Consider the following 23,063-nt stretch of genomic DNA (forward strand, 5'->3'; position numbering starts at 1 on the left):
GGGCATTGGTCAGTGACCAAGAGAGGTGTGGCATGCAGGACGTCGTGGTGGTCGGGGCGGGCCCGGCCGGGTTGTGGCTCGCCGGGGAACTGAGGCTGGGCGGAGCGTCGGTCACGGTGCTGGAGTCCAGGCAGGAGCGGGATCCGAACTCGAAGGCGCTCACGATCCACCCGCGCACGCTCGAGGTGTTCGACAGCCGCGGGGTCGTGGAACCGTTCCTGGAGGAGGGCATCCGGATTCCGAACGGGCACTTCGCGGGCCTGCCGGCCCGGCTCGACTTCTCGGTGCTGGACACGCCCTACCCGTTCACGCTCGTCCTGGTGCAGGCGCGCACGGAAGAACTGCTCGAAGCGCGCGCTCAGCAGATGGACGCGACCATCCGCCGGGGCTGCGAGGTCACCGGGTTGACCGACGACGGCGTTGTGCTGTCAGACGGAGAGGTCGTGAAGGCGCGGTACGTCGTCGGTTGCGACGGAACGCGCAGCACCGTCCGGACGGCCGCCGGCATCGATTTCCCCGGCACCGGTCCGACGACGTGGGGCTGGCTCGGCGACGTCACGCTCGACGCCCCACCGGAGCGCGGGTTCGCCGGCATCGCGGGCCCGGACGGCGGCCTGATGGTCGTGCCGCTGCCGGGCGGGCTGCACCGGCTGGTCGGCGGAGATCCCGCGGCCAACCGGCCGGAGTGGCCAGGCGAACTCACCCTCGACGAACTGCGGACGACCGTGAAACGCATCGCCGGCACCGACTTCGGCATGCGCGACCCGGTGTGGCTGTCGAGGTTCGGCAACGCGACCCGCCAGGCCGCGACCTACCGTCAGGGCAATGTCCTGCTGGCCGGGGACGCGGCGCACATGCACTTCCCCACTGGCGGCGTCGGCATGAACGTGGGCATCCAGGACGCGCACAACCTCGGCTGGAAGCTCGCCGCGGTGGTCACCGGCCGAGCGGACCAGGCTTTGCTGGACACCTATCACTCCGAACGGCACCCGGTCGGCGCGGACCTGCTCGAGCACACCAGGGCCCAGACCGCGCTGATCACGACCTTCTCCCCGGAAGGGCAGGCGTTGCGCGCGGTCCTGAGCCAGTTGATCGCGACCGCGCCGGACATGTCGCGGGAGCTCGCCGAACGACTGTCCGGACTCGGTGTCGCCTATGGAACCGGCAAGCGCGTCGGCAACCTGCGCTTGCCCGACGGCAGCACGCTGTTCTCGCGACTGCGCACCGGTGAACACGTCTCCACCGACCTGGGACTCGTGCGGCCGGACGGACATCTGGCCTGAGCTCAGACGGAACGCCCTCCCGTGGCCTCGAAAACGCGGTGGATCAGCAGCTCGGCACCGTTCGTGAAGGCGTTGATCGTCACCTTCCGCCCGCCGGTGGTCCGGATCCGGCAACCGACGTCGCCGCCGAAAGCCTTGGAGAGAACCGTTTTCTTGCCGACGTCGGTGACCGTGACGACATCGGTCCACGGCACCACAGTGGTCTTCGTGCCCCACGAATGCACGAACCCGGACTCGTACAGCGTGAACTCCTCGCCCCGCCGCCGCACGGACTGCACGCCGAGCACGATCCCCATCACGACTGTGCCCAGTCCGCCGCCGAGGATGAGCCCGAGGACGAACATGCCCGCGCCGAGCCGGCCGATGTCGAGGAGCACGAGCAAGAGCGCCCCGAACACGAGGACGGGCGTGCCGATCACCACCGCGATCACCGCCGTCAACGCCCGCCGCCGGTTGTTCGTCTCGTAACGCTCAATCTGCGCACCCAGATCCGTCATGCACGACGACGTTAGGCACGGGGGCCGGGACCGGTCCCGTCGCTTACGCTGCGGTCATGACGGTCAGGCCGATCCTCGTTGGCGCGAACAGGTTCTCGCCACTCCCGCCACCCCGGTCACCGAGTTCGACGAGGATCTCGCGCAGCTCATCGAGGACATGTTCGACACGAACACCGCCGCCAACGGCGCGGGTCTCGCGGCCAACCAGATCGGCGACAGCCGCAGCGTGTTCGTCTACGACTGCCCGGACGGCACCGGACGCCACCACCGAGGTCACGTGATCAACCCGGTCCTGGAAACCTCCGGGCTCCCGGACGCCGAGCCCGACCCCCGCCGAGACCTGGAAGGCTGCCTTTCGTTGCCCGGCGAGCGTTTCCCCACCGGCAGAGCCGCCTGGGCCCGCGTCACCGGCCTCGACCGGCACGGCGACGCGATCTCGGTGGAGGGCGTCGGCTTCTTCGCCCGATGCCTGCAACACGAGACCGACCACCTCGCCGGACGCCTCTACCTGTCCCGCCTGGTCGACCCCCACGCCACCGAGGCCATGCTGATGCTCGAACGCAACGGCTGGACCGAACCCGGCATCAGCTGGCTACCGGGCGACGGACCGGACCCGTTCGCGCCGGGCCTCTGAGGGCGATGGCCAGTGAGCAGGCGGGACACGGCCTGATCGCCTAGATCACTGGGGCAGCAGGACCGAGTCGATCAGGTAGACGGTGGCGTTGGCGGTGTGCACGCCGCCGCAGATCACGTTGGCGTCGTTGACCTTCAGCGTGTTGCCCGAGCCGGAGACCTTGACGGTGCCGGTCTGCACGGTCTTCTGGTCGCCGGCGATCTTGTCGGGCGAGATCTGGCCGGGAACGACGTGGTAGGTCAGGATCTTGGTCAGCAGCGCGTCGTCGGTCTTGAGCTTCTCGATCGTCGCGGCGTCGATCTTCGCGAACGCCGAGTCGACCGGCGCGAACACGGTGAACTCGGCGCCGTTGAGCGTCGAGACCAGGTTGACCTTCGGGTTGAGCTTGCCCGACACGGCACTGACCAGCGTGGTCAGCAGCGGGTTGTTGCTCGCGGCGACGGCGACCGGGTCGGCGGCCATGCCCGTGACGGAACCGGCGCCGGACGGCACCTGCTTGGCGTAGTCGGCACAACCGGGGCCGACGAGGTCCTTGGCCGGGTCGGCCATCGCGGCGGACGACGGCGCTGTCGAGGTGGGGGCAGAGCTGGAGCTGGAACCGCTGCTCGCCGCGTCGCCTGAGCCGCACGCAGCTCCGAGCAGGGCGAGCGAGGCGGTGCCGATGGCCAGAACGGTGCTGCGGACGGTCTTGTTCATGACAGGACATCTCCCAGGAGTGGCCGGGCGGTTGTTGCCCGTGATTCGTCGCCCTCCGGGGAGCGGATGGGTGGGGTTACCGATCCGTTACCCGCCTGCCGCTCACCTCCACCTTCGGCTGAACCTGTTGTGACAACGCATTCAGATCCGATCCAACGCGGCCTCCGCTGCGAACACCAAGGGACAACGCTGAGGAGAGGAAGCGCGATGCCGAAGCGTGAGCGGTCGCTGCAGAGCATTCCCCGCGATGACGACCGCCCGGCCGAACCCACGGCCGACGACCTGCTGGCGCTGGTGGCCAGGGGCGACGAGACCGCGTTCGAGCGGCTGTACGACGTCGTGTCCAGCTCGGTGTTCGGCCTCATCAGACGGGTCCTGCGCGACCAGGCGCAGTCGGAGGAGGTGTTCCAGGAGGTGATGCTCGAGGTGTGGCGAACAGCGACCAGGTTCGATCCCGGCAAGGGCAGCGCCAACACCTGGATCCTGACCCTGACCCACCGGCGCGCGGTCGACCGCGTCCGGTCCGCGCAGGCCGCCACGCACCGCGAGGACCACGTGGCACGGCTCGACCCGGCCAGGCCGTTCGACGAGGTGAGCGAACAGGTCGACGGCAGGATCGAGCAACGCCAGGTGCGCCGCTGCCTGAGCTTCCTGACCGACCTGCAGCGCGAGTCCGTCGTGCTCGCCTACTACCAGGGCTATTCCTATCCAGAGGTCGCGAGCCTGCTGGGCCTGCCGCTCGGCACGGTCAAAACGCGGATGCGCGACGGCCTGATCAGACTCCGAGACTGCATGGGGGTGACCGGATGAGGAGCACATCCGCAGACCTGCACACGCTCACCGGCGCCTACGCCGTGAACGGCCTGTCGGACACCGAACGCGCGATGTTCGAGATCCACCTGGCCCGCTGCGACAGCTGTGCCGTGGAAGTCGCCGAACTCACCGCCACGGCAGCCCGCCTGGGTGCGGCGGTCGAGTTCGCGCCGCCCCCGCACCTGCGGGCACGCGTCCTGGCAGCCGCGGCCGAAACCAGGCAGGTGCCTCCGCGCACCGCACGCCTCACCCGAGCCCGCAACCTGCGCGGCGCGGGCGGCCTTCTCGCCGCCGCCAGCCTCGTCGTCGCGGTCGTCCTCACGGTGGAGGTCAAGTCCACTCAGGACAACGACCAGCTGGCCCAGATCTCCAGCGAGTACAGCCGGTTCTCCAACTTCCTGTCCACACCGGACGTCAAGCTGGTGAGCGCCACCGGCCCGGACGGCGCGACCGGCACCGCCGTGGTGTCGGCGAGCCGCGACGAACTGCTGTTCCTGAGCCGCGACCTGCCGGCGCCCCCACCCGACCGCGTCTACCAGCTCTGGCTGATCGACGACCACGGCCCGCGCCCCGCGGGAGTGCTGCCAGCGTCCGGCTCGGCTCCCTTGATGGCGTCGGGCGTGGCCAACGTGCAGAAGGTGGCGATCACCGTGGAGCCGCCAGGAGGTTCGGCGAAGCCCACCACCGCGCCGATGATGGTCATCGCACTCGCGTAGTCCGAATGCCGTTGGCCGATGCCATGAGTGTCATCGGCCAACGCACCTCTTCGTCTCCGGCCCGGCTCAGCACGACGTCCAGTTGGTCGTCGGTGAGCCGGCCGTTGGCGATGCAGGACCGCACGAGGGAACGCACGAGGGAACGCACGTCGTCGGGAGCGGGAGCCTCTTCGTGGTCCCGCTCCCACAGCTTGAGCGCGTGCAACGCGGCGAGCCGCGACACCTTGGGGTCCGTCGAGTACCAGTGGCCGCTCATGCTGTTCGGCGGCCACTCGGGTGCCGGCGTGCATTGCTTGAGCCGCTTCTGCTTCGCGCGCTCGTCCGCGTAGGCGGCGACCTCCACGAGCCACGCCGCGCGGCTGGCTTCCAGCACGTCCAACGCCCGCAACAGAGGCGCCTCGCGGCGCTGGTAGTCCCCGGCCATCTCAGCGAGAAAGCTCAACGTCGCGCGGTGACCGATCGGGTGCCACCCGCCAGCGGTTTTCCCGCCGCAAGCCCGGCTTCACACCTTGACGCGCGCCTTCGTCGTCCACATCCGGTAACCGGCGTCCAGCGCATCGGCCTCCGACGCGAAGGCCATGTCGCCCTTCATCCGGTTGTAGTAAGGGGATTCAGGCGTGTGGTACACCATCGTCTTCGAATTACCCTTGACCGGCAACGACTTCTGCTTGGCCGGAGCAACGACAGACGGCGCGACAGGCTGCTGCTGGACCACCACGTCCTCCGCGGCGATCCGCGGCGCCGGCAGGGCCAGCCGCGGCTTCAGGGGTTCGGGGCGCAGGCGGCCGCGCACGGACAGCCACGTCAGCAGCACGCCGGCGCCGAAGGACACCACGCACAGCACGAACATCTGCGAGAACAACCAGAGCACAAGAACTCCTAGCGGACTACGACGTCGACCTGGCGCGCGGCCGGGTCGTACTCGCCGTCGGGGGCGGGACGGGTCTCAACTGCGATCAGCGTGGAGGGCACGCCTTGGCCCACGAGCACGTCGCGCACCAGTTCCGCGCGTGTGGTGGCCATCGCGGGGTCGGTGCCGTGTGCCACCAACGTGATCGAGGCGCGTGGTGCGACGAGAAGCATGCGGCCGACCCGTTGGACGAGCACCGGGCCGTGGCCTTCCCACGCCGTGGTGCCCTGCACGAACCGGATCGCACCGTTGCCGTTGACCAGGCGGCTGATCGAGTCGTGCAGCGCTTCGACGTTCAGATCGCCGACCGAGGCGGATGGTCCGACCTCCACGCGGTCCGTGATCTGCAGGCCGTTCGCGGCCTGCTTGACCGCGTCCCGGACGGCCGTGGCGCGGGCCTCGTCCGGCACGCGGGCGGCGATCGCGACCTGGCCGTTGTAGATGGTCGTGGTCACGTCGGACACCTTGGCGGACAACGCCGCGGACACCAGGCGCCCGACCACGGCGGGCGGGACCGGCAGCGTGCCGCCGAGCCGGAGCGCGGCCGTCACGCGGTGGTCGTCGGACTTCGTCGCGTTGATCAGCGCGACGCGTTCCGCGTCGTCGGCCACCGCGCCGGACAGCAGGATCTCGCCGCCGCGCACGGCCACGAGCAGTTGCTCCGGGCCGGCGGGCCGCACGTCTGTGCTGCCGACACCGGACACGTCGGAGACCACAGCGCGCACGGCGTCCACGGACCGAGGCGACACTTCGGTCACCACGACGGAACGGCCGTTCACCTCGACAACGCCGTGGTAGCCGGCCTTTCCCAGCGCTGTACGCACGTCGGCGTGCAACGTCCGTTCGACGTCCTGGCCGTACACGAACACGCCGGTGGCGGCGAGCAGGACGGGCACCAACAGCCCACTGATCCAAACCGCGTGAGGAAGACGCACGGCGCAGGGATTACCGGACCTGGAGACCGAAAATCCAATCGCTGGCACCGATCGGACCGAACTTCACCCGGTCAGGTGGCCGCACTCGCGCTGAGCGCCGCCCGGCACACCTCGACGGGATCACGGACGTCGGCCACCGTCGCCGCCGCACGCGCCGCCGCCAGTGCGAACCCCGGATCGCCCAGCACACGTGCCACGGCATCCCGCAAACCGTCCACAGTGGCCGGACGAACGATCACCCCGCAGCCCTGCCGCGCGACCCGGTTCGCCATCTCCCACTGGTCTCCCCCACCCGGCACGACCACGACGGGAACCGACGCCAGCAACGCCTTGGCCAGCATTCCGTGCCCACCACCGCAGACCAGCACCGAGGACGCGCGCAGCAACTCGTCCTGCCGGCCAGGCCCCGACCGCACCCAGTCCGGCAACTCGCGCGGCGGCGGCGCGAACGTCGACACCACGGCCCGCACGCCCAGATCGCCCAACGCGTCGAGCGTCATCCCGGCCATGTCGGCGGCCCCGGTCCACGCCGTCGACGGCGCGACCATCACCAGCGGAGCCTCACCCGGCGGCGGGCTCATCCGCTGCCGGCTCGCCTCCCACAACAGCGGTCCCACCACCTGGGCGTTGCGCGGCCAGTCCGCGCGCGGCACCTCCAGCGCGGGCAGCGTCGCGATCAACCGCACCACCGGCCCCGCACCCGGCGAGGTCAGACCGATCCGCTGCCGCACGACAGCGCGTTGCCGTTCACCCTGACGGATCGACCTGGCCGTCATGGCCCGCAGCACGGCGTCCCGCATCCGGCCGCGCACCCCGACCCCCGCGGCCAGCCCGCTGCCCATCGGCGGCAGCCACCTGGACGGTTCGTAGAGCGGGTGGGGCGAGAGCTGCGCCCACGGCACGTCGAGCAGTTCCGCGGCCATGCTCGCGCCCAGCGCGAGGACGTCGCACACCACCAGGTCCGGCTTGAGCGCGGCCAGCTGCGGGGTCAGCGCCGCCGCCAGCTCGGCGGCCTGTTCGTGCAACGCCTGACCGAGATCCACCGCATCCCGCAGGTCGGCGAGCGACAGCCCGTGCACCCGTGACGCCGTGATCCCCTCGCGCGCGGCGGCGTCGACCCAGCGGTCGCCGGTGAGCAGCATCGGGGTGTCCCCGGCCGCCGCGACCTTCAGGCACAACGCGATCGCCGGCACGACGTGCCCGGGATCGCCCCCGGAGACAACCGCTACCCGCATCAGACGCGGGCGGGCTTGTACGTCCGGCGCAGGAGCCGGTGGATGCGCCGGACAGCCGCCAGCCGTTCGTCACCGTTGAGCGCGAGAGCCCGGACCACCGGATCGTCCGGCCCACGCCGCCGGCGGATCTCGGCGAGCCGCTCCTCGACCGTCGTCGGGTGGCCGTCCGGACTGGTCGTCATGTCGGCGTACCAGAGCGCGTCCCGGAGCCTGCCGCGCTCGTCGCCGAACTCCGCCAGCCCCTCGGCCATCCCGGTCAGCTCGGCCACTGCCGACGCGCCGGAATGGTGCGCGACCAGACCGCACACCCGCCGGGAGAGACCGGCCCGCAACAGGTACCGCGCGCCGTCGAGGGAATGCAGACCCGTGTCGGCGAGCTCGGAGGCGTACCCGATGTCGTGCACCCACGCCGCGGCGACCAGCACGTCCCGCTCTTCGACGGGCAGCACCCGCGCCACCTGCTGCGCCCGGCGCGCCACGCCGGCGGTGTGCGCCCATCGACGCGGCAGTTCGTCGGCGAGCAGCCGTCGTGCCGTGTTCCTGGCCCAGTCCGGCAGCCAGGTTCCCGGCATCTCGTGCTGGTCGGAGGAGAAGCTCGACACGGACGCCCGCACCGCGCGTTCGACCAGCAACGGCACGAAGTCGCGCACCCGCGCGTCGCCGAACCGCGCGTGGGCTCGCTCGATCCACTCGTGCACCAGGCTCGGCGGGACCTGGTCGTGCTCTCTGACCAGCCGCGATTCGAGACGCCTGATCCGCTCGTCCACCTGCCGCCGCCGCACGCCGGCCGTCGTGGTCGTCAGCACGTCATCCGCCTTCCGCTGCATCCGCCTCGCACACGGTAGACGGGCGTGAGCGCGCTGGCGATGGGCGTCAGCCGGCCTTGGCCCGGCGCCTGTCCCACCAGAGCGCGCCCGCCGTGATCACCCTGCCCGCTGCTGACCAAGCCTGGCGCGCAACGGGTCCGCGTCCGGGTGGTCGAGCCGGACGAAGATCTCCAGCGCACGCTGCCACGCCGCGATCGCGGCCGGCAGGTCTCCCCCGGCCTCCCGCGCCTCCCCCACGCGGACGAGGGTGATCGCCTCGTCGTAGGCCGCCCCGAGCTCCCGCCACAACGCGATGGCCTGGTCGTAGTCGGCGAACGACTGCTCGACGTCGCCGAGGTGGTGCCGGATGTAGCCGAGGCTGTCGTAGTCGTCGGCCATTCCGCCGGCGTCACCGAGTTCGGTGTGCATGGCCAGTGCTCTGGTGCAGCAGTCGAGGGCCTGGGCGAACTCGCCGAGTTGCGCGTGGAACCAGCCGGCCGCGTCGAGGGCGTGGGCCTCACCGGACCGGTTGCCGTACCCGCGGTAGAGCTGCAGGGCCCGCTCGGCGTGCGCGATGGCCTCGCGGTGCTGGCCGAAGCGCCCGTGGGCCCACGCTCTGGCGTGATGCGTCCTGGCCAGGCCGTGGTCGTCGCCGAGCGCGGTGAACAGGGCCTGGGCCAGTTCGTGCTCGGCACGGCCGTCGTCCTGGCGGTCCAGCAGGGTGTAGGCGTTGCCGAGCAGGCGGTGGGTCCGGGCCCTGGCGTGCCTGTCGTCGGACTCGTCGGCCGCGGCCAGCGCGATCTCGTGGACGTCGGCCCACTCCGTCCATCGGCCCAGCCGGTACAGGAAGCTGGTCATGGCCCAGGGGATCTTCCACGCGTACGACGTCAGCGAAGAGGTCGCCGCGCATCTGGCCGCCGCGTGCAGTGTGGCCAGCTCTTCGTCGTACCAGCGGAATGCTTCCGCGGCACCGGTGACGGGCGCGTAGGCCGTGCCGTCGACGACGGCGACCAGGTGCTGACGATCGCGGTTGGGGTTGAGCGCGATCGCGGCCGACTCGGTCGTGTGCAACAGGAAGTCCAGCATCCGATGCAACGCGGCGTGCCGTCCGCTCTCCTGTTCCTCCACCAGTTCCGCCGCGTACGCGCGGACGAGGTCGTGCATGCGAAACCGGCCGGGCAGGTAGTTCTCGACCAGGTGGGCCGTCGTCAGCTCGGCCAGCAGATGCCCGGTGTGCACCGGTGTCGCGGCGGCGAGGCTCGCGACGGTGCGCAGGCCGACGTCCGGGCCCAGATGAAGTCCGAGCAGCCGGAACAGTCTCGTCGCCTCGTCGGTCAAGGTCCGGAGCGACCACGAGAACACCGCGCGGACGCTGCCGGACGGATCTCCGAGTTCGAACGCGTCCAACGTGCGCTGTTCGGCCTTGAGCGCCTCCAGCAACTGCGCCAGTGAGAAACCGGGGTTGACCGCGGCCCGCGCCGCCACGATGGACAGGGCCAGCGGCAACCTGACGCAGAAGTCGACGAGGTCACCGGCGGCGCGTGGTTCGGCCTCGACTCTTGCCTCACCGATGTGCTTGCCGAACAACTCGACGGCCTCGTGATCGGTGAACGCGTCAAGAGCGACCGGCCGCGCGCCCTCCCGCGCGACCAGTCCGGTCAGCCGGCTGCGGCTGGTGACCAGCACCAGGCAGTTCGCGGCCCCCGGCAGCAACGGCCGCACCTGCCCGGCGTCACGGGCGTTGTCCAGCACGATCAGCATCCGCCGCCGCGCCACCAGGCTCCGGTACAGCGCGACCTTGCCGTCCAGCGCGTCCGGAATCCGCGCCGGTCCCACTCCTAAGGCCTGCAGGAAACCGTGCAGGACGGTGTCCGGCGGAACCGGGTCGTCGGTCGGGTCGAAGCCGCGCAGGTTCACGTAAAGCTCGCCGTCGGGGTACTCGTCGCCGACCGAGTGCGCCCACCGCACCGCGAGGGTCGTCTTGCCGATCCCGCCCGTGCCGCTGATCGCGGCGATCGCCGGACCCGTGGCCGCCTCCTCCCGGATCGTGGTGAGCCGGTCGAGTTCTTCGCGTCGTCCGGCGAAGTGCCGGATCTCCATGGGCAACTGGCGAGGGACTGTCACCGCGCGTTCCGGGCCGTGGACGTGAACGTCACCGCTGATCGAACCTGCCTGCACGACAGGCGCGTGCACCGAGCCGCTCAGCTCGTTCCGCACGGTGTCGCCGTCAGTTCCGTCAGCGTCCACGATGGCCTCCCGGGTCACGCCGACTATCGCCGCGGCACACCGGGCATTACCCGTCCACCGCCATAGCGAATCGCGTTGGGCCGCTTGGGGGAATCCCGGTTCGCGCGGTGACATCTCCCGCCGAACCGGCGATAGGGCGAGCACGAACGTCTCCCCAGAGACATCCAGCCCAGAAACCTCCAGACCAGAAACCTCCAGCCGACTTGTAGACAGGCGGGCCGTCCATCGCGAGCACTCCGCAGAGGGCCTTCGAGAGGACGGCGAGGATGAGCAACGCTTGGATCGCGCTGGGTGTGCTGCCCGTGGTCGCCGCCGTGCTCCGCGAACTCGTCGCACTCCGGCGCTACCGCGTGCGCAGGGCCAGCATCGAGAGCGTGGTGGGCAGGCTCGGCCCTGGTAGCCGCGTCGTCGACCGGGATCCCGGTGGCGCGGTCATCGAGGTGACGGTCGATCGCGTCCGGGACGAACCGGCCGCATGACACTCCTGAATCCGCGCTGGCCACATCGTGACCTGGGCGAAGGCGGTCCGGACACCTTCCGGGCGTTCTACGAGAGCACCGCGGTCCAGGTACTGCGCGCGGTCTGCCGGATGACGGCGGGCGATCGGCCCGCCGCGGAGGACGCTCTCCAGGACGCCTACGTCGTGATGTTCCTGTCCTGGTCGGTGCGAGCGGGCCGCACGCGAGAAGAAAACCGGAAATACCTCGTGGGCATCGCCGCACACAAGGTCACCGACGCGTACCGTCGGCGTGGAATGCTCGTTGAGCTGGATGAGGAGCGGGAACCCGACGCCGTCGACGATGATCTCGCTGCGATGCTCGACGAACGTGCCGCCCTCGCCGCTGCCAGGGATCTGATGGAGCGGCAGCCGCCGAGACGACGCATCGTGGTGGCGATGCACTTCCTCGAGGACATGGAGTACGCGGACATCGCCAGAGCGCTGGGCATCACCGAGTCCACGGTTCGCACCCAGGTCGAACGGTTCTGCAAGCTGCTGACACCGCTCACCGACAGGTTCAGCACCACGCAAGGAGGCGAGTTGTCATGACCGAGCCGCAGCATGACGCCGCCCGTGACCTGGTTCGGCGTGCACACGACAAGGATCCGGCTCCCGCGCGGTTCGACACCGAGGCCGGGCTGGACGACGTCCTCGAGCGGGCCGGCGGCATGGCGGCGGCCATGACCGTCGACAGGATTCCGGAAGGGCTGGCGCACGCATCCACGCTGTGGACCCCGAACCGGTATGAAGGCGAAACCGACGCCACCACGTCACTGGTGCGTCCCTATGCGCGCACAGGCGGTCGCACCCGGCCTGCCCACGACCTGGCACTGGAAGCACTGGTGTCCACGAGCGAGCGCGGTCTCCACCCGGACGCGGCGGTCACGCCCGAGGACAGGTCGATCTGCCGGCTGTGCGCGGAGACCAGGTCCGTGGCCGAGGTCGCGGCGCTCCTGCACCTGCCCCTCGGGGTCGCGCGGATCCTGATCGCCGACCTGGCGGCCGCAGGCTTGGTCGTGATCGGCGAGGGCGGCTTCACCGCGGGAAACCAGCCTTCCGCGGACTTCCTGGAGAGGGTGCTCAGCGGGCTTCGCCGCCTCTGATCAACGCTGGTCTGATCAACTCTGGGGCGTCACGAGCAGGTCGATCACGTCCGGCAGCTCGGCCCGCAACTGCGCGACGGTCGCCGCGTCACCGGCCAGGTGGTGCAGCAACGCCCGCTGGAAAACCCCGTCCAGCGTCACGTAGACAGTGGACGGTGAGCCGGCGACCGACCCGCCGGACAGCTCGGCGTAGCGGCTGATCACCCGCCACACCATGGCCTCGCGGTGACTGTCGATCTCCAGCACGTCCGCCCGGAACGACTCGTCGAACAGGCTCTGGTTGCGCAGGTCGTACCAGAGGCGGTGCAGCGTCGCGTCCTGGTCGAGGGTGTCGAAGAACGTCCCCACGAACTCGCCGCGCAGCTGCTCCGACGTGATCGCGTTCGCCACCGCCTCGTCGTACTTGGTCACGCAGACGACCTCGTACTGGCGGACCGCCTCGGTGATCAGGTCGCGCTTGTCCGCGAAGTAGTAGTGCAGGACGCCGTGCGAGAACTCGGAGTTCTGCGCGATCTCCCGCAGGCTCGTGCGGGCGTAACCCAGTTCGGCGAGCGTGTGCAACGTCGCCACGGCGAGCTCCGTCCGCCTGGCGTCGAACTTGTCGACCTGCCGGCGGGTGATGCGGTCCTGCTTGCTCTGGGCGACGTCTGTCACATCTCGGATCCTAACGCCGATTACGACAACGGTTGACCAAATGTCCAAAAAATCTTGGACGACCGTCAAAGAAAAACTTGACGACTGTCAAGCATTGACTAGGGTGTGAGCCATCTCACCGAGGAGGCGACTCAATGACGAGTTATCAGCTCAACGGGCGGAAAGCACTGGTCACCGGGGGTGCACGTGGGCTTGGTGCCGGCATGGCCCAGGCACTGGCCGCGGCCGGCGCGGCCGTCCTGATCGGCGACGTGCTGGAGGAGGAAGGCAAGCAGACCGCCCAGGCGCTGCGTGACTCGGGTGCGACCGCGGAGTTCGTGCCGTTGGACGTCACCGACGACGAGAGCTGGGCAACGGCGGTGAGCACGGCGGTCGACACGATCGGCGGGCTCGACATCCTCGTGAACAACGCGGGCATCGAGATCACCAGCCTCATCACCGAGCTCGTCCCCGCCGACGTGCGCAAGATGCTGGACGTGAACGTGCTGGGCACCGCACTCGGCATGAAGCACGGCCTGCGCGCGATGCGTCCCGGCGGCGCGGCGGGCAACGGTGGTTCGATCATCAGCGTCGCGTCCGTCGCGGCGACCATCGCCTTCCCCGGCATCAGCGTCTACTCGGCGACCAAGTCCGCCATCGACCGGCTGACCAGGGTGGCCGCCGCGGAGTCCGGCAAGCTCGGCTACGGCGTGCGGGTCAACTGCATCTACCCCGGCCTCACGCCCACCGCGATGGGCAACCAGCTGGCCGTCGACTGCGCGCAACTCGGCCTGTTCCCGTCGGTCGAGGCCGCCGTCGGCGCGGTCGTGGAGCTGACGCCGCTCGGACGACTCGGGCAGGTCGACGACATGGCGGACGCCGTGGTGTTCCTGGCTTCCGACGCCTCGAAGTTCATCACCGGAGCCGGGCTTCCGGTCGACGGCGGAATGGGGATGTAGTCGTGGCTACCGACAAGCCTGTCGTCGTTTATGGCGCCTCCGGCTACACCGGGCGCCTGATCTGCGAGTACCTGCGCGAGTACGGGGTGCCGTTCCTCGCCGTCGGCCGCGATGGCAAGCGGGTCAAGGAAGCCGTCGACGCGGTGCCCGGCATCGACACGGTCGAGTACGAGGTCCTGGAGGTGGAGCACACCACGGCGGCGCTGACCGAGGCGTTCACCGGGGCGAAGGTCGTGCTGAACACCGTCGGCCCGTTCTCCCGCTACGGCCACGAAGCCGTGCAGGCGAGCCTGAACGTCGGTGCGCACTACACCGACACCAACGGCGAGCAGGACTGGATGATCGACGCGGAGGCCCAGTACGGCGCCGAGTTCGCCAAGCAGGGTCTGCTGCTCTCCCCCGGCATCGCGCAGATGTACACGGTCGGCGAGATCGCCGCGCAGATCTGCCTGGAGACGCCCGGACTGGACACTTTGGACATCGGGGTGTTCTGGAAGGGTTATCCCACAGTCGCTTCCACCAACACGATCCTCACGAACGCCGCGTTCGCGAAGGCGTACTACCTGGAGCAGAACGAGTACGTGGAATGGCCGGCGGACGCGGGGCTCTACGAGCTCGTCGTACCCGGTCAGCACGAACTGGGGCTGGCGCTGCCGTGGGGCGGCACGGCGCATCCCGTGTGGTTCAAGAGGGATCCACGGGTGGCGTCCGTGCGCGCGCTCGGTGGCGTGTTCAACCGGCCGTTGATGCTCGGTGTGCCGCAGATCGTCGCGGCGGCTCTCGAGCAGATGGAAGGCAAGTCCGACGCGGAGAAGTACGAGATCGTCGACGCGTTCTCCGCGCAGGTGCGCAGTGAGATGCCGCCACGGGAGAACCCGCGGATCAACATCTCCCTGGACTCCGTGCACGCTTCCGGACCGCTCGGCCGCGCGAGCTGCGTGATCCACGGCAACTGCAACTACAAGCAGACGGCGTTGCTGAACGTGTACGGCGCGGTGCACCTGTTGCAGGACATGCCTCGCCGGGCCGGATTCGCCTCAGGCTGTCAGGCGTTCGGGCACCGGGAATTGCTCGGCGCGCTGCGGTCGTTCGGACTCGTGCTCGATCCGATCGTCGAAGTGCACCGCTGATGCGACTGCACGACTACCTGGACAAGGGCGCGTCGCTCGGTGGTGACGCGCCATGCCTCACCATCGGCGGCGTCTCCACCAGCTACGCCGAGGTGGTGCAACGCTCCCACACGATCGCGGGAGCGTTGCAGGACAGCGGGATCGGCCCTGGCGACCGGGTCGCGGTGCTGTCCGCGAACGACCCGCTCGCACTCACCTGCGTGTTCGGCATCTCGCGGGCCGGTGCGGTGTGGTGCCCGGTCAACCCCCGCAACGAGGCGGCGGAGAACCGGGAGCTGCTCGACCTGTTCGGCTGCCGGTGCCTGTTCTTCCAGGCGAAGTTCGCGCCGCTGGTCGAACGCATCCGCGGCGACCTGCCCGCGTTGACCACGCTGGTGTGCCTCGACGGTGAGGTGGAGGGCGCGGTCACGTTCACGTCGTGGCTGTCGCGGCACGGCAGGGAGCCGGATCCGGTGGTCCTGCCGGACGACCTCTGCATGCTCGCGGGCACCGGTGGCACGACCGGCAGGCCCAAGGGCGTGCGGTTGACGGGCCACAACATGGAGACCGCGACCGCACTCACGCTGATGAGCTACCCGTTCGGCGTGCGGCCGCGCTACCTCGCGCTCGCCCCGCTGACGCACTCCGCGGGCGTGCTCACGTTCCCGATCATGGCCCTGGGCGGCGAGACGGTGATCATGCCGGCGCCGGACCTCGGCGAGTTCCTCCGACTGATCGAGCACCACCGGATCACGCACGCGTTCCTGCCGCCGACCGTGATCTACGGCCTGCTCGACCACCCCGCGCTGGACTCGACCGACCTGACCTCGTTGCGCTGCCTCTGGTACGGCGCCGCGCCCATGTCCCCGGTGCGGCTGACCGAGGCGCTGCAGCGGATCGGGCCGGTGATGGGCCAGCTGTTCGGCCAGACCGAGGCGCCGAACATGATCGCCACGCTCGCTCCCGCCGACCACTTCCTGCCCGACGGGTCGATCGCCACCGCCCGGTTGTCGTCGGCGGGCAGGCCCACCCCGCTGACCCAGGTCGCGATCATGAACGCGGACGGCGCGCTGATGCCTCCAGGTGAGCGCGGCGAGATCGTCGTGCGCGGGCCGTTGGTGATGGCCGGCTATCACGAGAATCCCGCTGCCACCGCCGAGGTGAGTGCGCACGGCTGGCACCACACCGGCGACATCGGCTATCTCGACGCGGACAACTTCCTGTACATCGTCGACCGCGCCAAGGACATGATCATCACGGGCGGGTTCAACGTGTACTCGGCCGAGGTCGAGAAGGCGTTGCAGGCCCATCCCGCGGTGCAGGACAGCGCCGTGGTCGGGCTGCCGGACGACAAGTGGGGCGAGCGGGTCACGGCCGTCGTGCAGCTGCGGGTGTCCGGGCACGCCGACGCCGAGGCGTTGATCGCGTTCGTGAAGGAGCAGCTGGGCAGCGTGAAGGCACCGAAGCAGGTCGAGATCTGGCCCGACCTGCCGCGGTCCAAGGTGGGCAAGGTGCTCAAAGCCGAGATCAGGCAACGGCTCAAGCCATGATCACGACCTGCCGCACGGCCTCGCCGGTCGCGAGTTTCGCGAACCCGTCGTTGATCTCGTCCAGCCGCAGCCGCCCGGACAGCAGGCCGTCCACCGGCAACTTGCCCGCCCGGTAGAGGTCGATGAACCGGGGCACGTCCCGGCGCGGCACGCACGAGCCCAGGTAGCTGCCCTTGAGCGTGCGCTCCTCGGCGACCAGGTTCAGCGCGGGCAGGGTGACGGTGCGGTCCGGGTGCGGCAGGCCGACGGTGACCGTCGTGCCGCCGACAGCCGTTGCGGCGTAAGCCTGTTCGAGCACGGCCGCGACGCCGGTGGTGTCGATGACCTTGTCGGCACCACCGTTGGTGAGTTCTCGGACGTGGTCGACGACGTCCGGCCCACCGGCGGCTTCGTGCGTCGCGCCGAGGGTGAGGGCGAGCCGGCGCTTGTGTTCGACGACGTCCACCGCGACGACCTGGGTCGCGCCCGCGGTGATGGCCGCGAGCACCGCTGCCAGGCCGACCCCGCCGAGGCCGAAGACCGCGACCCTGTCCCCCGGCACGACCTGGGCGCTGTAGAACGCCGCGCCCGCGCCGGTCAGCACGGCGCAGCCGAACAGTGCGGCGATGTCGAGCGGCAGATCTCTTGGCACGAGCGTGGCCGACCGGTCGGAAATCACCGTGTACTCGGCGAAACCGGACACGCCGAGGTGGTGGTGCGGCTGTGTGCCGTCTGGGAGCGTCCATCGACGCAGTCCGCTCAGGAGCGTGCCGTCGCGGTTGGCGGCGGCACCTGGTTCGCACAACGCCTGCCTGCCGGACGCGCAACGGCGGCAGGCACCGCACGCGGGGACGAACGACATCACGACGTGGTCGCCTGGCTTGAACTCGGCGTTCGGGCCCGCTTCGACGACCTCGCCCGCCGCTTCGTGGCCGAGCACCATGGGCAGCGGGCGGATGCGCGAGCCGTCGATCACGGACAGGTCGGAGTGGCACAGCCCAGTGGCGTGCACTTTGACCAGCAGTTCGCCGGGACCGGGCGGGGCGAGTTCGAGGTCGACGATCTCGAGCGGCCCGCCGACGCCGGTCAGCACCGCGCCTCGCGTCTTCACGCGATCACCAGACCTTCCATCGCCGTGCGGAGGTGTGCGGGGATGTCCACCGGTTTGCGGGTCGTGCGGTCGACGAACACGTGCACGAAGTGACCTTCCGCCACCACGTCTGCGCTTCCTTCGAGGAAGAACCCGACCTCGTAGCGCACGCTGGACCGGCCGAGGTGCCCGACGCGCAGGCCCGCGTCCACCGCGTCCGGGAAGGAGACCGAGGCGCGGTAGTTGCAGTGGGATTCCACGCACAGCCCGATCTGCTGTCCCGCCTGGATGTCCAGGCCGGCGTCGATCAGCCAGGTGTTGATCACGGTGTCCATGAACGCGTAGTGAACGACGTTGTTCACGTGCCCGTAGACGTCGTTGTCCGCCCACCGGGTCGGAATCCGCTGCCAGTGCCGGTAGTCGTCGCGCACAAACCCTCCTGCTTCGCTGGAACACCGTCAGTCGAGCCTTCTGGTGAGCTCGACCCTCGACCGCACGCCGAGCCGCGCGAAGATGTTGCGCAGGTGGTGCTCGACGGTGCGGTGGCTCAGGAACAACCGCGCGGCGATCTCGCGGTTCGTGGCACCCTCGGCGACCAGCCTGGCGATCTGCGCCTGCTGCGGCGTGAGACCGGGATGGTCCTTGGGCTCGCCGGTGGGATCCCCGGCAGCGCGCAGTTCGGCGCGGGCGCGGTCGATCCAGTGATCAGCCTGGTAGGACTGGAAGATGCGCACCGCGTCACGCAGGTGTTCGCGCGCGGCCTTGGGTTTGCGGCTTCTGCGGAGCCGGGTCCCGTACAGCAGCTCGGTCTTCGCGAGTTCCATGGCGGTGCCGCTGGCGCGGTGCAGCCGGATCGCTTCCTCGAAGTGCTCGTCGGCGGTGCCGGTCTCGAGGAGTCCGCGGCAGCGATGCGACAGCGCCATCCGGGCCGTGCTGCCCGTGGTGTCCGCCCACTTCTCGAACCGTTTCAACGCTCTGTCCGCTGTGGACGTTCGCCCACAAGCCACCGCGGCCTCCACCACGTGTGGCGCGGCCATCACCTTGATGCCGGCGTGTCCGGGGTACAGCCGCAGCCGGTCCAGCGCGTCGGCGGGCCGGTCCCGCGCCAGATCGACGCACGCGAACGCCCACGCGCCGAACGTGCCCGGCCGGGTGAGCCCGCGTTGGGTGATGTGCTCGGTGGCGGTGTCGATTCGGTGCAACGCCGTGTCCGCGTCACCGCGCAATGCCGCCAGCAGCGCCAGGATCGTCAGGTGGTCGACCACCGCGTTGTGCTGGCCGATCGCCGTCGCCGCGTGCACGCCCTCGGTCGCCGCCGTCAGCGCCGCGGCGTGCTGGTCCAGCAGCAACGCCGACAACGCCCGGTACACCAACGCCCAAGGCACCAGCGCGATGAATCCACTCTCACGCGCCGACATCACCGCACTGGTGGCCATCTCGTACGAACGGGTCGCGTCGCCCAGGACGTAGGCCGCCTGGCTCGCCCAGATCCGCGCCTGTGGTCCGGCGACCTCGTCGGCCAGCCGCACGACCTCGCGGAGTTCCGGCAACGCCTCGTCGTGCCGTCCGGAGAGCGTCGCGGACATCCCCACAAGGTGGTCCAGGGTGAGCCGAGTGGCCGCCGGTTCATCGTGGCGGCGGATCTCGCGCGCGAACTCCGCGATGGCGGTGTGTCTGAGGTGATCTCCGGCGATGCTGGCCGCCTCGCCCGCGAACCCCAGTGCGGCCACAGCGAGCGCGCGGTTGGTGCCGACCAGCCCCTTCGCGGCGCGGACCAGCCGGTCGGCGGCGACGTCCGGGAGGCTTTCGCCCAGGTCGATGCCTCCCACGACGAGGTCCATCAGCGCCTTGAGCTCGGGCGTGTCGGTCAGCCGGACCGCGGTGCGCAGAACGGCCCGCGACCGGTGCGGCGCGCCGTGCGCCCAGTGGTCGGCGGCCGCCCTGAGCAGCCGGTGGGCCTTGGTCTCGGGGTCCGCGGTCAGCTGCGCGGCGCGGCCGTGATCCCGTGCGGCCGTGGCGAAGTCCCCGCAACGCCGTGCGTGCTCGGCGTGGGCCGTAAGAACGTCGGCGAGCGTCGCATCCTGGGTCGTCACCGCCTGGTGCCACGTCCGGCGAGCGCCCGGCGGCAACGTCTCCGCCAGTTCGGCGTGCGCCTTCCGCCTGGCCGGCAGCGGCACCTCAGCCCGGAGCGCCGACCGGACCAGTCTGCGCAGGTCGAGCAACGAGCCGGCCTCCACCACCGCGTCCAGGTCCCACTGGGCCAGCGTCTCGGCGTCGAGGTCCTCGTCCACCGCCGCCAGCGCGACGACGTGCTGTGCGCGGGCTGAGAGCGCGTCGAACCGAGCCCGCCACCGCAGCCGCAGCGAGCTGTTCTCCGGCAACACGTCCGGCGCCGGCGCGGCACCCCCGAGCTGCGCGGACGTGAGCGATCCCGCCAGCTCGACCAGCGCCAGCGGGTTCCCGCAGGCCAGGTCGGCGAGGTCCTCGGCAAGGGGGTCGGGCACGCCGGGCACCAGGTCGTGCAGCACGCGCACGCTCGTCGCCCGGTCCAACGGGTCGAGCGTGACACTCGGCAACCCGCGCGGCTCCCCCTCAGTTGCGATGAGGAGCGCCGCACGCGTGTTGGTGACGTCGTGCGCAAGCTGCACGAGGTCGTCGTCAAGAGAGAGGACGTCCACGCACAACAACGCGTCGTAGGTGTGCCGCACCGCGTTGAGCAGCGCAGTCTTGCCCGCCCCAGCCTCGCCGCGCAGCACCAACACCCCACCACGCCCAGCGCGCGCACGGTCGACCAACGCGTCGACGGCGACGCGCTGCCGGTCACGCCCACGCAGCATCGGACCAGTCTTACGGCGGTTGTGGCCCCTCCGGAAGAGGCGGGGACCAAATTCACCTACCACCGTTAGTTTTTCCGCCGAAGTTTTCGCCGAGACCGGTGGTTGCACCGATGCGGACCCGAGCGCCGGGGTTGCAGGGTCGAGGTGTCCTCGCAGTTCCCCTGCCGAATGAGGTGTACAGCGCCGTGCAACTCCGCACCCTGCTCCCCATAGCGCTCTCGCTGGTGTTGGTCACCGGCACCGCCCAGGCGGCCGCCAACCCGTACGAACGCGGCCCCGCGCCGACCGTCGCGAGCATCGAAGCCTCCCGCGGCCCGTTCGCCGTGTCGGAAACCTCCGTGTCGTCCCTCGTGGGCGGCTTCGGCGGCGGCACGATCTACTACCCGACCAGCACCGCGTCCGGCACGTTCGGCGCGGTGGCCATCTCCCCCGGCTACACCGGCACGCAGTCCAGCATCTCCTGGCTGGGCCCGCGCCTCGCGTCCCAGGGCTTCGTCGTGTTCACCATCGACACGAACACGATCTACGACCAGCCCGACAGCCGCGCCTCCCAACTGCTCGCCGCCCTCGACTACCTGACCCAGCAAAGCACCGTGCGCACCCGAATCGACGCCACCCGGCTCGGCGTCATGGGCCACTCGATGGGCGGCGGCGGCACCCTGCGCGCGGCCAGCCAACGCCCAGCCCTCCAAGCGGCGATCCCGCTGACCGCGTGGCACACCACCAAGAACTGGTCGTCAGTCCGCGTGCCAACCCTGGTAGTCGGCGCCGAAAGCGACTCCGTGGCCCCGGTCTCGTCCCACTCCGAGCCGTTCTACACGTCCTTGCCGTCCACTTTGGACAAGGCGTACCTGGAACTCAACAACGCCTCGCACTTCGCCCCGAACTCGTCCAACACGACGATCGCGAAGTACAGCATCTCGTGGCTCAAGCGCTTCATCGACAACGACACCCGCTACGAGCAGTTCCTCTGCCCGGCGCCGGGACGCAGCACCCTGATCGAGGAGTACCGGGACACCTGCCCGCACTCCTGACCTGAGCACGGGTCGCGGCGTCCGTCCGAGCGCGGGGGCGCCGCGACCCGACCCACCTCAGCCGACAACACCAGACGTGCATCACCTCAGCTGAAGCAGCTTCTCGGTCGCTTCCCACAGTTCGCGCTGGACGTCCGCACTCCTGCCGCCCGTCGTCGTGGCGAACGCCGGGTCGGTCGCGAGCCGCGTGATGATCGAGGCTCCGCGCTGCGGGTCACGTGACGCTTCGGACGCGACCGTGACGACGCGGCCGGTCAGCTTGTCGCGCAAGGCGTTCGTGAGCACCCTGGGCGCGAGGTAGTTCACCGCGACGAACGTCGTGCAGCGAGGACAGGTCGGCCACGAACGCGTCGACGGTGGTGCCGGGCGCGATCTGCTCGACCGAGGCCCGCAGCTCGTCCACCTCGGCCGCACTGCGGGCGACGATGCCCAGGTCCAGGCCGCGGCGGGCCAGGTCGAGCGCGACCAGCCGGCCGAGGCCGTTCGTCATGACCAAGAGCCGCCGCGCCAGCGAGGTTGGCCTGCACTTCCTGACGACCGCCGCGCAGGTGCGCAAGGCGGTCGACGAGCACATGGCCCTGGAGGGGGTGTCGCTGGCGCGGACGAAGGTGCTGCAGGTGCTCGCCAGGCTCGGGCCGGTCAAGCAGACGCAGCTGGCAGCGGAGCTGGGGATGGCCGCGCGGTCGATCACCCAGGCCGTGGAGGCGATGGCGCGGGACGGCCTGGTGCGGCGGTCGATCTTCCGGCGCCTCAGCTCGGATCAGCTGGCGGCGCTGGACGAGATCCTCGCCGTCGTCCAGCCCTGATCAGCTTTCCCAGACCACCGGCGACTTCTCGTAGCCGCCGCCGCGGTTGTAGGCGGCCGCCGCGACCTTCAGGCCGTCCGGTGCCCCGGTCAGCACGCACGTCTCGTACGACGCGCCCGCCGTCGAGAACGTCTTCGGCGCGCTGGTGGAGTCGCACTTGGGGGTGTCGCCGGAGATGATCACGCCGGTGCCCTTGCCGTCGGTGCCGAGGCCGCGCATGCCCACCGACGTGTAGCTGAGGTCGGTGCCGCTGACGTTCTCGACGCGCACGCGCAGGTAGAACGGCGTGATGCCCTTCGCCTTGTCCCCGAACTTCGCGAGGTCCTCCTTGGCGCCCTGTTCGATGGCGGTGAGGGTGACGGCGATCGTGCCGTTCTTGTCCGACCCGGTGTACGGGATCACCGCGCGGGCGCCGACCTTGAGCTTCGTGCCGGGGGCCGTGGTGTCACCGGTCGGCGCTGCCGCGGACGTGCTGGTTTCCGTCTCGGAGGTGGTGGTCGTGGTCGTCGTTTCGGAGGACGCGGGCGAGGCGGTGCCGGTGGTCTCGGAGCCACAGCCCGACAGGAGCAGTCCCGCGGTCGCGGCGGCGGCGATGAACAGGGGGCCACGGGCGTGGTTCACTGCGGAACTCCTCGGGAACTGCGGAAACGGGGGCTGCCGAGGAGGCTAGGTCGCGGCTGGTGGCGGCGGTA

At 70.2% G+C, this 23,063-nt stretch carries 26 protein-coding genes and 1 pseudogene; 12 read left to right on the top strand and 15 right to left on the bottom strand.

All coding sequences use genetic code 11. From position 1 onward, the window contains the following. Positions 1–32 precede the first annotated feature (32 nt). Positions 33–1,283 (top strand): FAD-dependent monooxygenase, encoded by a 1,251-nt coding sequence (locus ACWGE0_RS21545; RefSeq protein WP_452262669.1) that lies wholly within the window; start codon positions 33–35, stop codon positions 1,281–1,283. A 2-nt stretch (positions 1,284–1,285) separates the two neighbouring features. On the opposite strand, the gene ACWGE0_RS21550 is transcribed toward ACWGE0_RS21545, so the two are convergent. After that, positions 1,286–1,780 carry a hypothetical protein gene (locus ACWGE0_RS21550; protein WP_452262670.1) on the bottom strand — a complete coding sequence of 165 codons (495 nt, stop codon included), beginning with the start codon at positions 1,778–1,780 and terminating at the stop codon, positions 1,286–1,288. Positions 1,781–1,836: 56 nt separating this feature from the next. Here ACWGE0_RS21550 and ACWGE0_RS21555 point away from each other — a divergent pair. Next, positions 1,837–2,414 (top strand): annotated as a pseudogene (locus ACWGE0_RS21555) (peptide deformylase). Positions 2,415–2,459: 45 nt separating this feature from the next. Here ACWGE0_RS21555 and ACWGE0_RS21560 read toward each other — a convergent pair. Next, complete coding sequence (locus ACWGE0_RS21560; protein WP_452262671.1) at positions 2,460–3,110, bottom strand: fasciclin domain-containing protein; 651 nt, start codon at positions 3,108–3,110, stop codon at positions 2,460–2,462. Positions 3,111–3,317: 207 nt separating this feature from the next. Here ACWGE0_RS21560 and ACWGE0_RS21565 point away from each other — a divergent pair, with 207 nt between their 5' ends. Together ACWGE0_RS21565 and ACWGE0_RS21570 are read left to right on the top strand one after the other, a co-directional pair. Next, entirely contained in the window at positions 3,318–3,920 is a 603-nt protein-coding gene (locus ACWGE0_RS21565; RefSeq protein ID WP_452262672.1) for a sigma-70 family RNA polymerase sigma factor, read from the top strand. After that, the gene (locus ACWGE0_RS21570) at positions 3,917–4,639 is read left to right on the top strand and encodes an anti-sigma factor (protein WP_452262673.1); all 723 of its coding nucleotides are present in this window, start codon (positions 3,917–3,919) and stop codon (positions 4,637–4,639) included. The genes ACWGE0_RS21565 and ACWGE0_RS21570 overlap by 4 nt, the downstream gene beginning before the upstream one ends. Here the strand turns inward: ACWGE0_RS21570 and ACWGE0_RS21575 are convergent. The 6 genes from ACWGE0_RS21575 to ACWGE0_RS21600 form a co-directional block, all read right to left on the bottom strand. Beyond that, positions 4,623–5,081, bottom strand: coding sequence for a hypothetical protein (locus ACWGE0_RS21575; protein WP_452262674.1), 459 nt, complete (start codon positions 5,079–5,081; stop codon positions 4,623–4,625). The genes ACWGE0_RS21570 and ACWGE0_RS21575 overlap by 17 nt on opposite strands. Before the next feature lie 60 nt (positions 5,082–5,141). Further along, positions 5,142–5,510, bottom strand: coding sequence for a sunset domain-containing protein (locus ACWGE0_RS21580; protein ID WP_452262675.1), 369 nt, complete (start codon positions 5,508–5,510; stop codon positions 5,142–5,144). Between the two features lie 8 nt (positions 5,511–5,518). Further along, positions 5,519–6,445, bottom strand: a complete 927-nt coding sequence (locus ACWGE0_RS21585; protein ID WP_452262676.1) for a hypothetical protein — start codon at positions 6,443–6,445, stop codon at positions 5,519–5,521. A 110-nt stretch (positions 6,446–6,555) separates the two neighbouring features. Further along, positions 6,556–7,719 carry a glycosyltransferase gene (locus tag ACWGE0_RS21590; protein WP_452262677.1) on the bottom strand — a complete coding sequence of 388 codons (1,164 nt, stop codon included), beginning with the start codon at positions 7,717–7,719 and terminating at the stop codon, positions 6,556–6,558. Beyond that, positions 7,719–8,546, bottom strand: a complete 828-nt coding sequence (locus ACWGE0_RS21595) for a three-helix bundle dimerization domain-containing protein (protein WP_452262678.1) — start codon at positions 8,544–8,546, stop codon at positions 7,719–7,721. Before ACWGE0_RS21595 ends, ACWGE0_RS21590 begins: the two co-directional genes overlap by 1 nt. 96 nt (positions 8,547–8,642) lie before the next feature. Continuing rightward, positions 8,643–10,772: an ATP-binding protein gene (locus ACWGE0_RS21600; RefSeq protein ID WP_452262679.1), complete on the bottom strand. Its 2,130-nt coding sequence runs from the start codon at positions 10,770–10,772 to the stop codon at positions 8,643–8,645. 266 nt (positions 10,773–11,038) lie between these two features. Here ACWGE0_RS21600 and ACWGE0_RS21605 point away from each other — a divergent pair, with 266 nt between their 5' ends. Genes ACWGE0_RS21605 through ACWGE0_RS21615 form a run of 3 tightly spaced genes read left to right on the top strand, consistent with a single transcriptional unit; the run spans position 11,039 to position 12,374 of the window. Next, a complete protein-coding gene (locus tag ACWGE0_RS21605) occupies positions 11,039–11,251 on the top strand; it encodes a hypothetical protein (RefSeq protein ID WP_452262680.1) in 213 nt (70 codons plus the stop codon). Beyond that, complete coding sequence (locus ACWGE0_RS21610; RefSeq protein ID WP_452262681.1) at positions 11,248–11,820, top strand: RNA polymerase sigma factor; 573 nt, start codon at positions 11,248–11,250, stop codon at positions 11,818–11,820. Before ACWGE0_RS21605 ends, ACWGE0_RS21610 begins: the two co-directional genes overlap by 4 nt. Beyond that, positions 11,817–12,374 carry a DUF742 domain-containing protein gene (locus ACWGE0_RS21615; protein WP_452262682.1) on the top strand — a complete coding sequence of 186 codons (558 nt, stop codon included), beginning with the start codon at positions 11,817–11,819 and terminating at the stop codon, positions 12,372–12,374. The genes ACWGE0_RS21610 and ACWGE0_RS21615 overlap by 4 nt, the downstream gene beginning before the upstream one ends. A gap of 15 nt (positions 12,375–12,389) precedes the next feature. On the opposite strand, the gene ACWGE0_RS21620 is transcribed toward ACWGE0_RS21615, so the two are convergent. Continuing rightward, positions 12,390–13,028, bottom strand: a complete 639-nt coding sequence (locus tag ACWGE0_RS21620) for a TetR/AcrR family transcriptional regulator (protein WP_452262683.1) — start codon at positions 13,026–13,028, stop codon at positions 12,390–12,392. 134 nt (positions 13,029–13,162) lie between these two features. Between ACWGE0_RS21620 and ACWGE0_RS21625 the strand changes: the two genes are divergently transcribed. The 3 genes from ACWGE0_RS21625 to ACWGE0_RS21635 are packed head-to-tail and all read left to right on the top strand — an operon-like array spanning position 13,163 to position 16,625. Then, on the top strand, positions 13,163–13,966 hold the full coding sequence (locus ACWGE0_RS21625) for an SDR family NAD(P)-dependent oxidoreductase (RefSeq protein ID WP_452262684.1): 804 nt from the start codon (positions 13,163–13,165) through the stop codon (positions 13,964–13,966). Positions 13,967–13,968: 2 nt separating this feature from the next. After that, positions 13,969–15,096 carry a DUF5938 domain-containing protein gene (locus ACWGE0_RS21630; RefSeq protein ID WP_452262685.1) on the top strand — a complete coding sequence of 376 codons (1,128 nt, stop codon included), beginning with the start codon at positions 13,969–13,971 and terminating at the stop codon, positions 15,094–15,096. After that, positions 15,096–16,625 (top strand): acyl-CoA synthetase, encoded by a 1,530-nt coding sequence (locus tag ACWGE0_RS21635; RefSeq protein ID WP_452262686.1) that lies wholly within the window; start codon positions 15,096–15,098, stop codon positions 16,623–16,625. The genes ACWGE0_RS21630 and ACWGE0_RS21635 overlap by 1 nt, the downstream gene beginning before the upstream one ends. Here ACWGE0_RS21635 and ACWGE0_RS21640 read toward each other — a convergent pair. Genes ACWGE0_RS21640 through ACWGE0_RS21650 form a run of 3 tightly spaced genes read right to left on the bottom strand, consistent with a single transcriptional unit; the run spans position 16,615 to position 20,531 of the window. Continuing rightward, positions 16,615–17,715, bottom strand: a complete 1,101-nt coding sequence (locus tag ACWGE0_RS21640) for a zinc-binding dehydrogenase (RefSeq protein WP_452262687.1) — start codon at positions 17,713–17,715, stop codon at positions 16,615–16,617. The genes ACWGE0_RS21635 and ACWGE0_RS21640 overlap by 11 nt on opposite strands. Next, the gene (locus ACWGE0_RS21645; RefSeq protein ID WP_452262688.1) at positions 17,712–18,125 is read right to left on the bottom strand and encodes an acyl-CoA thioesterase; all 414 of its coding nucleotides are present in this window, start codon (positions 18,123–18,125) and stop codon (positions 17,712–17,714) included. The genes ACWGE0_RS21640 and ACWGE0_RS21645 overlap by 4 nt, the downstream gene beginning before the upstream one ends. A gap of 27 nt (positions 18,126–18,152) precedes the next feature. Further along, positions 18,153–20,531 (bottom strand): LuxR C-terminal-related transcriptional regulator, encoded by a 2,379-nt coding sequence (locus ACWGE0_RS21650; RefSeq protein WP_452262689.1) that lies wholly within the window; start codon positions 20,529–20,531, stop codon positions 18,153–18,155. 185 nt (positions 20,532–20,716) lie between these two features. On the opposite strand from ACWGE0_RS21650, the gene bdeA reads away from it, so the two are divergent. Further along, complete coding sequence (gene bdeA / locus ACWGE0_RS21655; protein ID WP_452262690.1) at positions 20,717–21,565, top strand: bis(hydroxyethyl) terephthalate hydrolase; 849 nt, start codon at positions 20,717–20,719, stop codon at positions 21,563–21,565. Positions 21,566–21,646: 81 nt separating this feature from the next. Here the strand turns inward: bdeA and ACWGE0_RS21660 are convergent, their stop codons facing one another. Further along, a complete protein-coding gene (locus ACWGE0_RS21660) occupies positions 21,647–21,835 on the bottom strand; it encodes a hypothetical protein (RefSeq protein ID WP_452262691.1) in 189 nt (62 codons plus the stop codon). Then, entirely contained in the window at positions 21,780–22,055 is a 276-nt protein-coding gene (locus tag ACWGE0_RS21665) for a hypothetical protein (RefSeq protein WP_452262692.1), read from the bottom strand. Before ACWGE0_RS21665 ends, ACWGE0_RS21660 begins: the two co-directional genes overlap by 56 nt. Between ACWGE0_RS21665 and ACWGE0_RS21670 the strand changes: the two genes are divergently transcribed. Beyond that, the gene (locus ACWGE0_RS21670; RefSeq protein ID WP_452262693.1) at positions 22,054–22,371 is read left to right on the top strand and encodes a MarR family winged helix-turn-helix transcriptional regulator; all 318 of its coding nucleotides are present in this window, start codon (positions 22,054–22,056) and stop codon (positions 22,369–22,371) included. The genes ACWGE0_RS21665 and ACWGE0_RS21670 overlap by 2 nt on opposite strands. Here ACWGE0_RS21670 and ACWGE0_RS21675 read toward each other — a convergent pair whose 3' ends face one another. Then, entirely contained in the window at positions 22,372–22,992 is a 621-nt protein-coding gene (locus ACWGE0_RS21675; protein WP_452262694.1) for a hypothetical protein, read from the bottom strand. Between the last annotated feature and the right edge of the window lie 71 nt (positions 22,993–23,063).

The sequence above is a fragment of the Lentzea sp. NPDC054927 genome, from assembly GCF_053610285.1.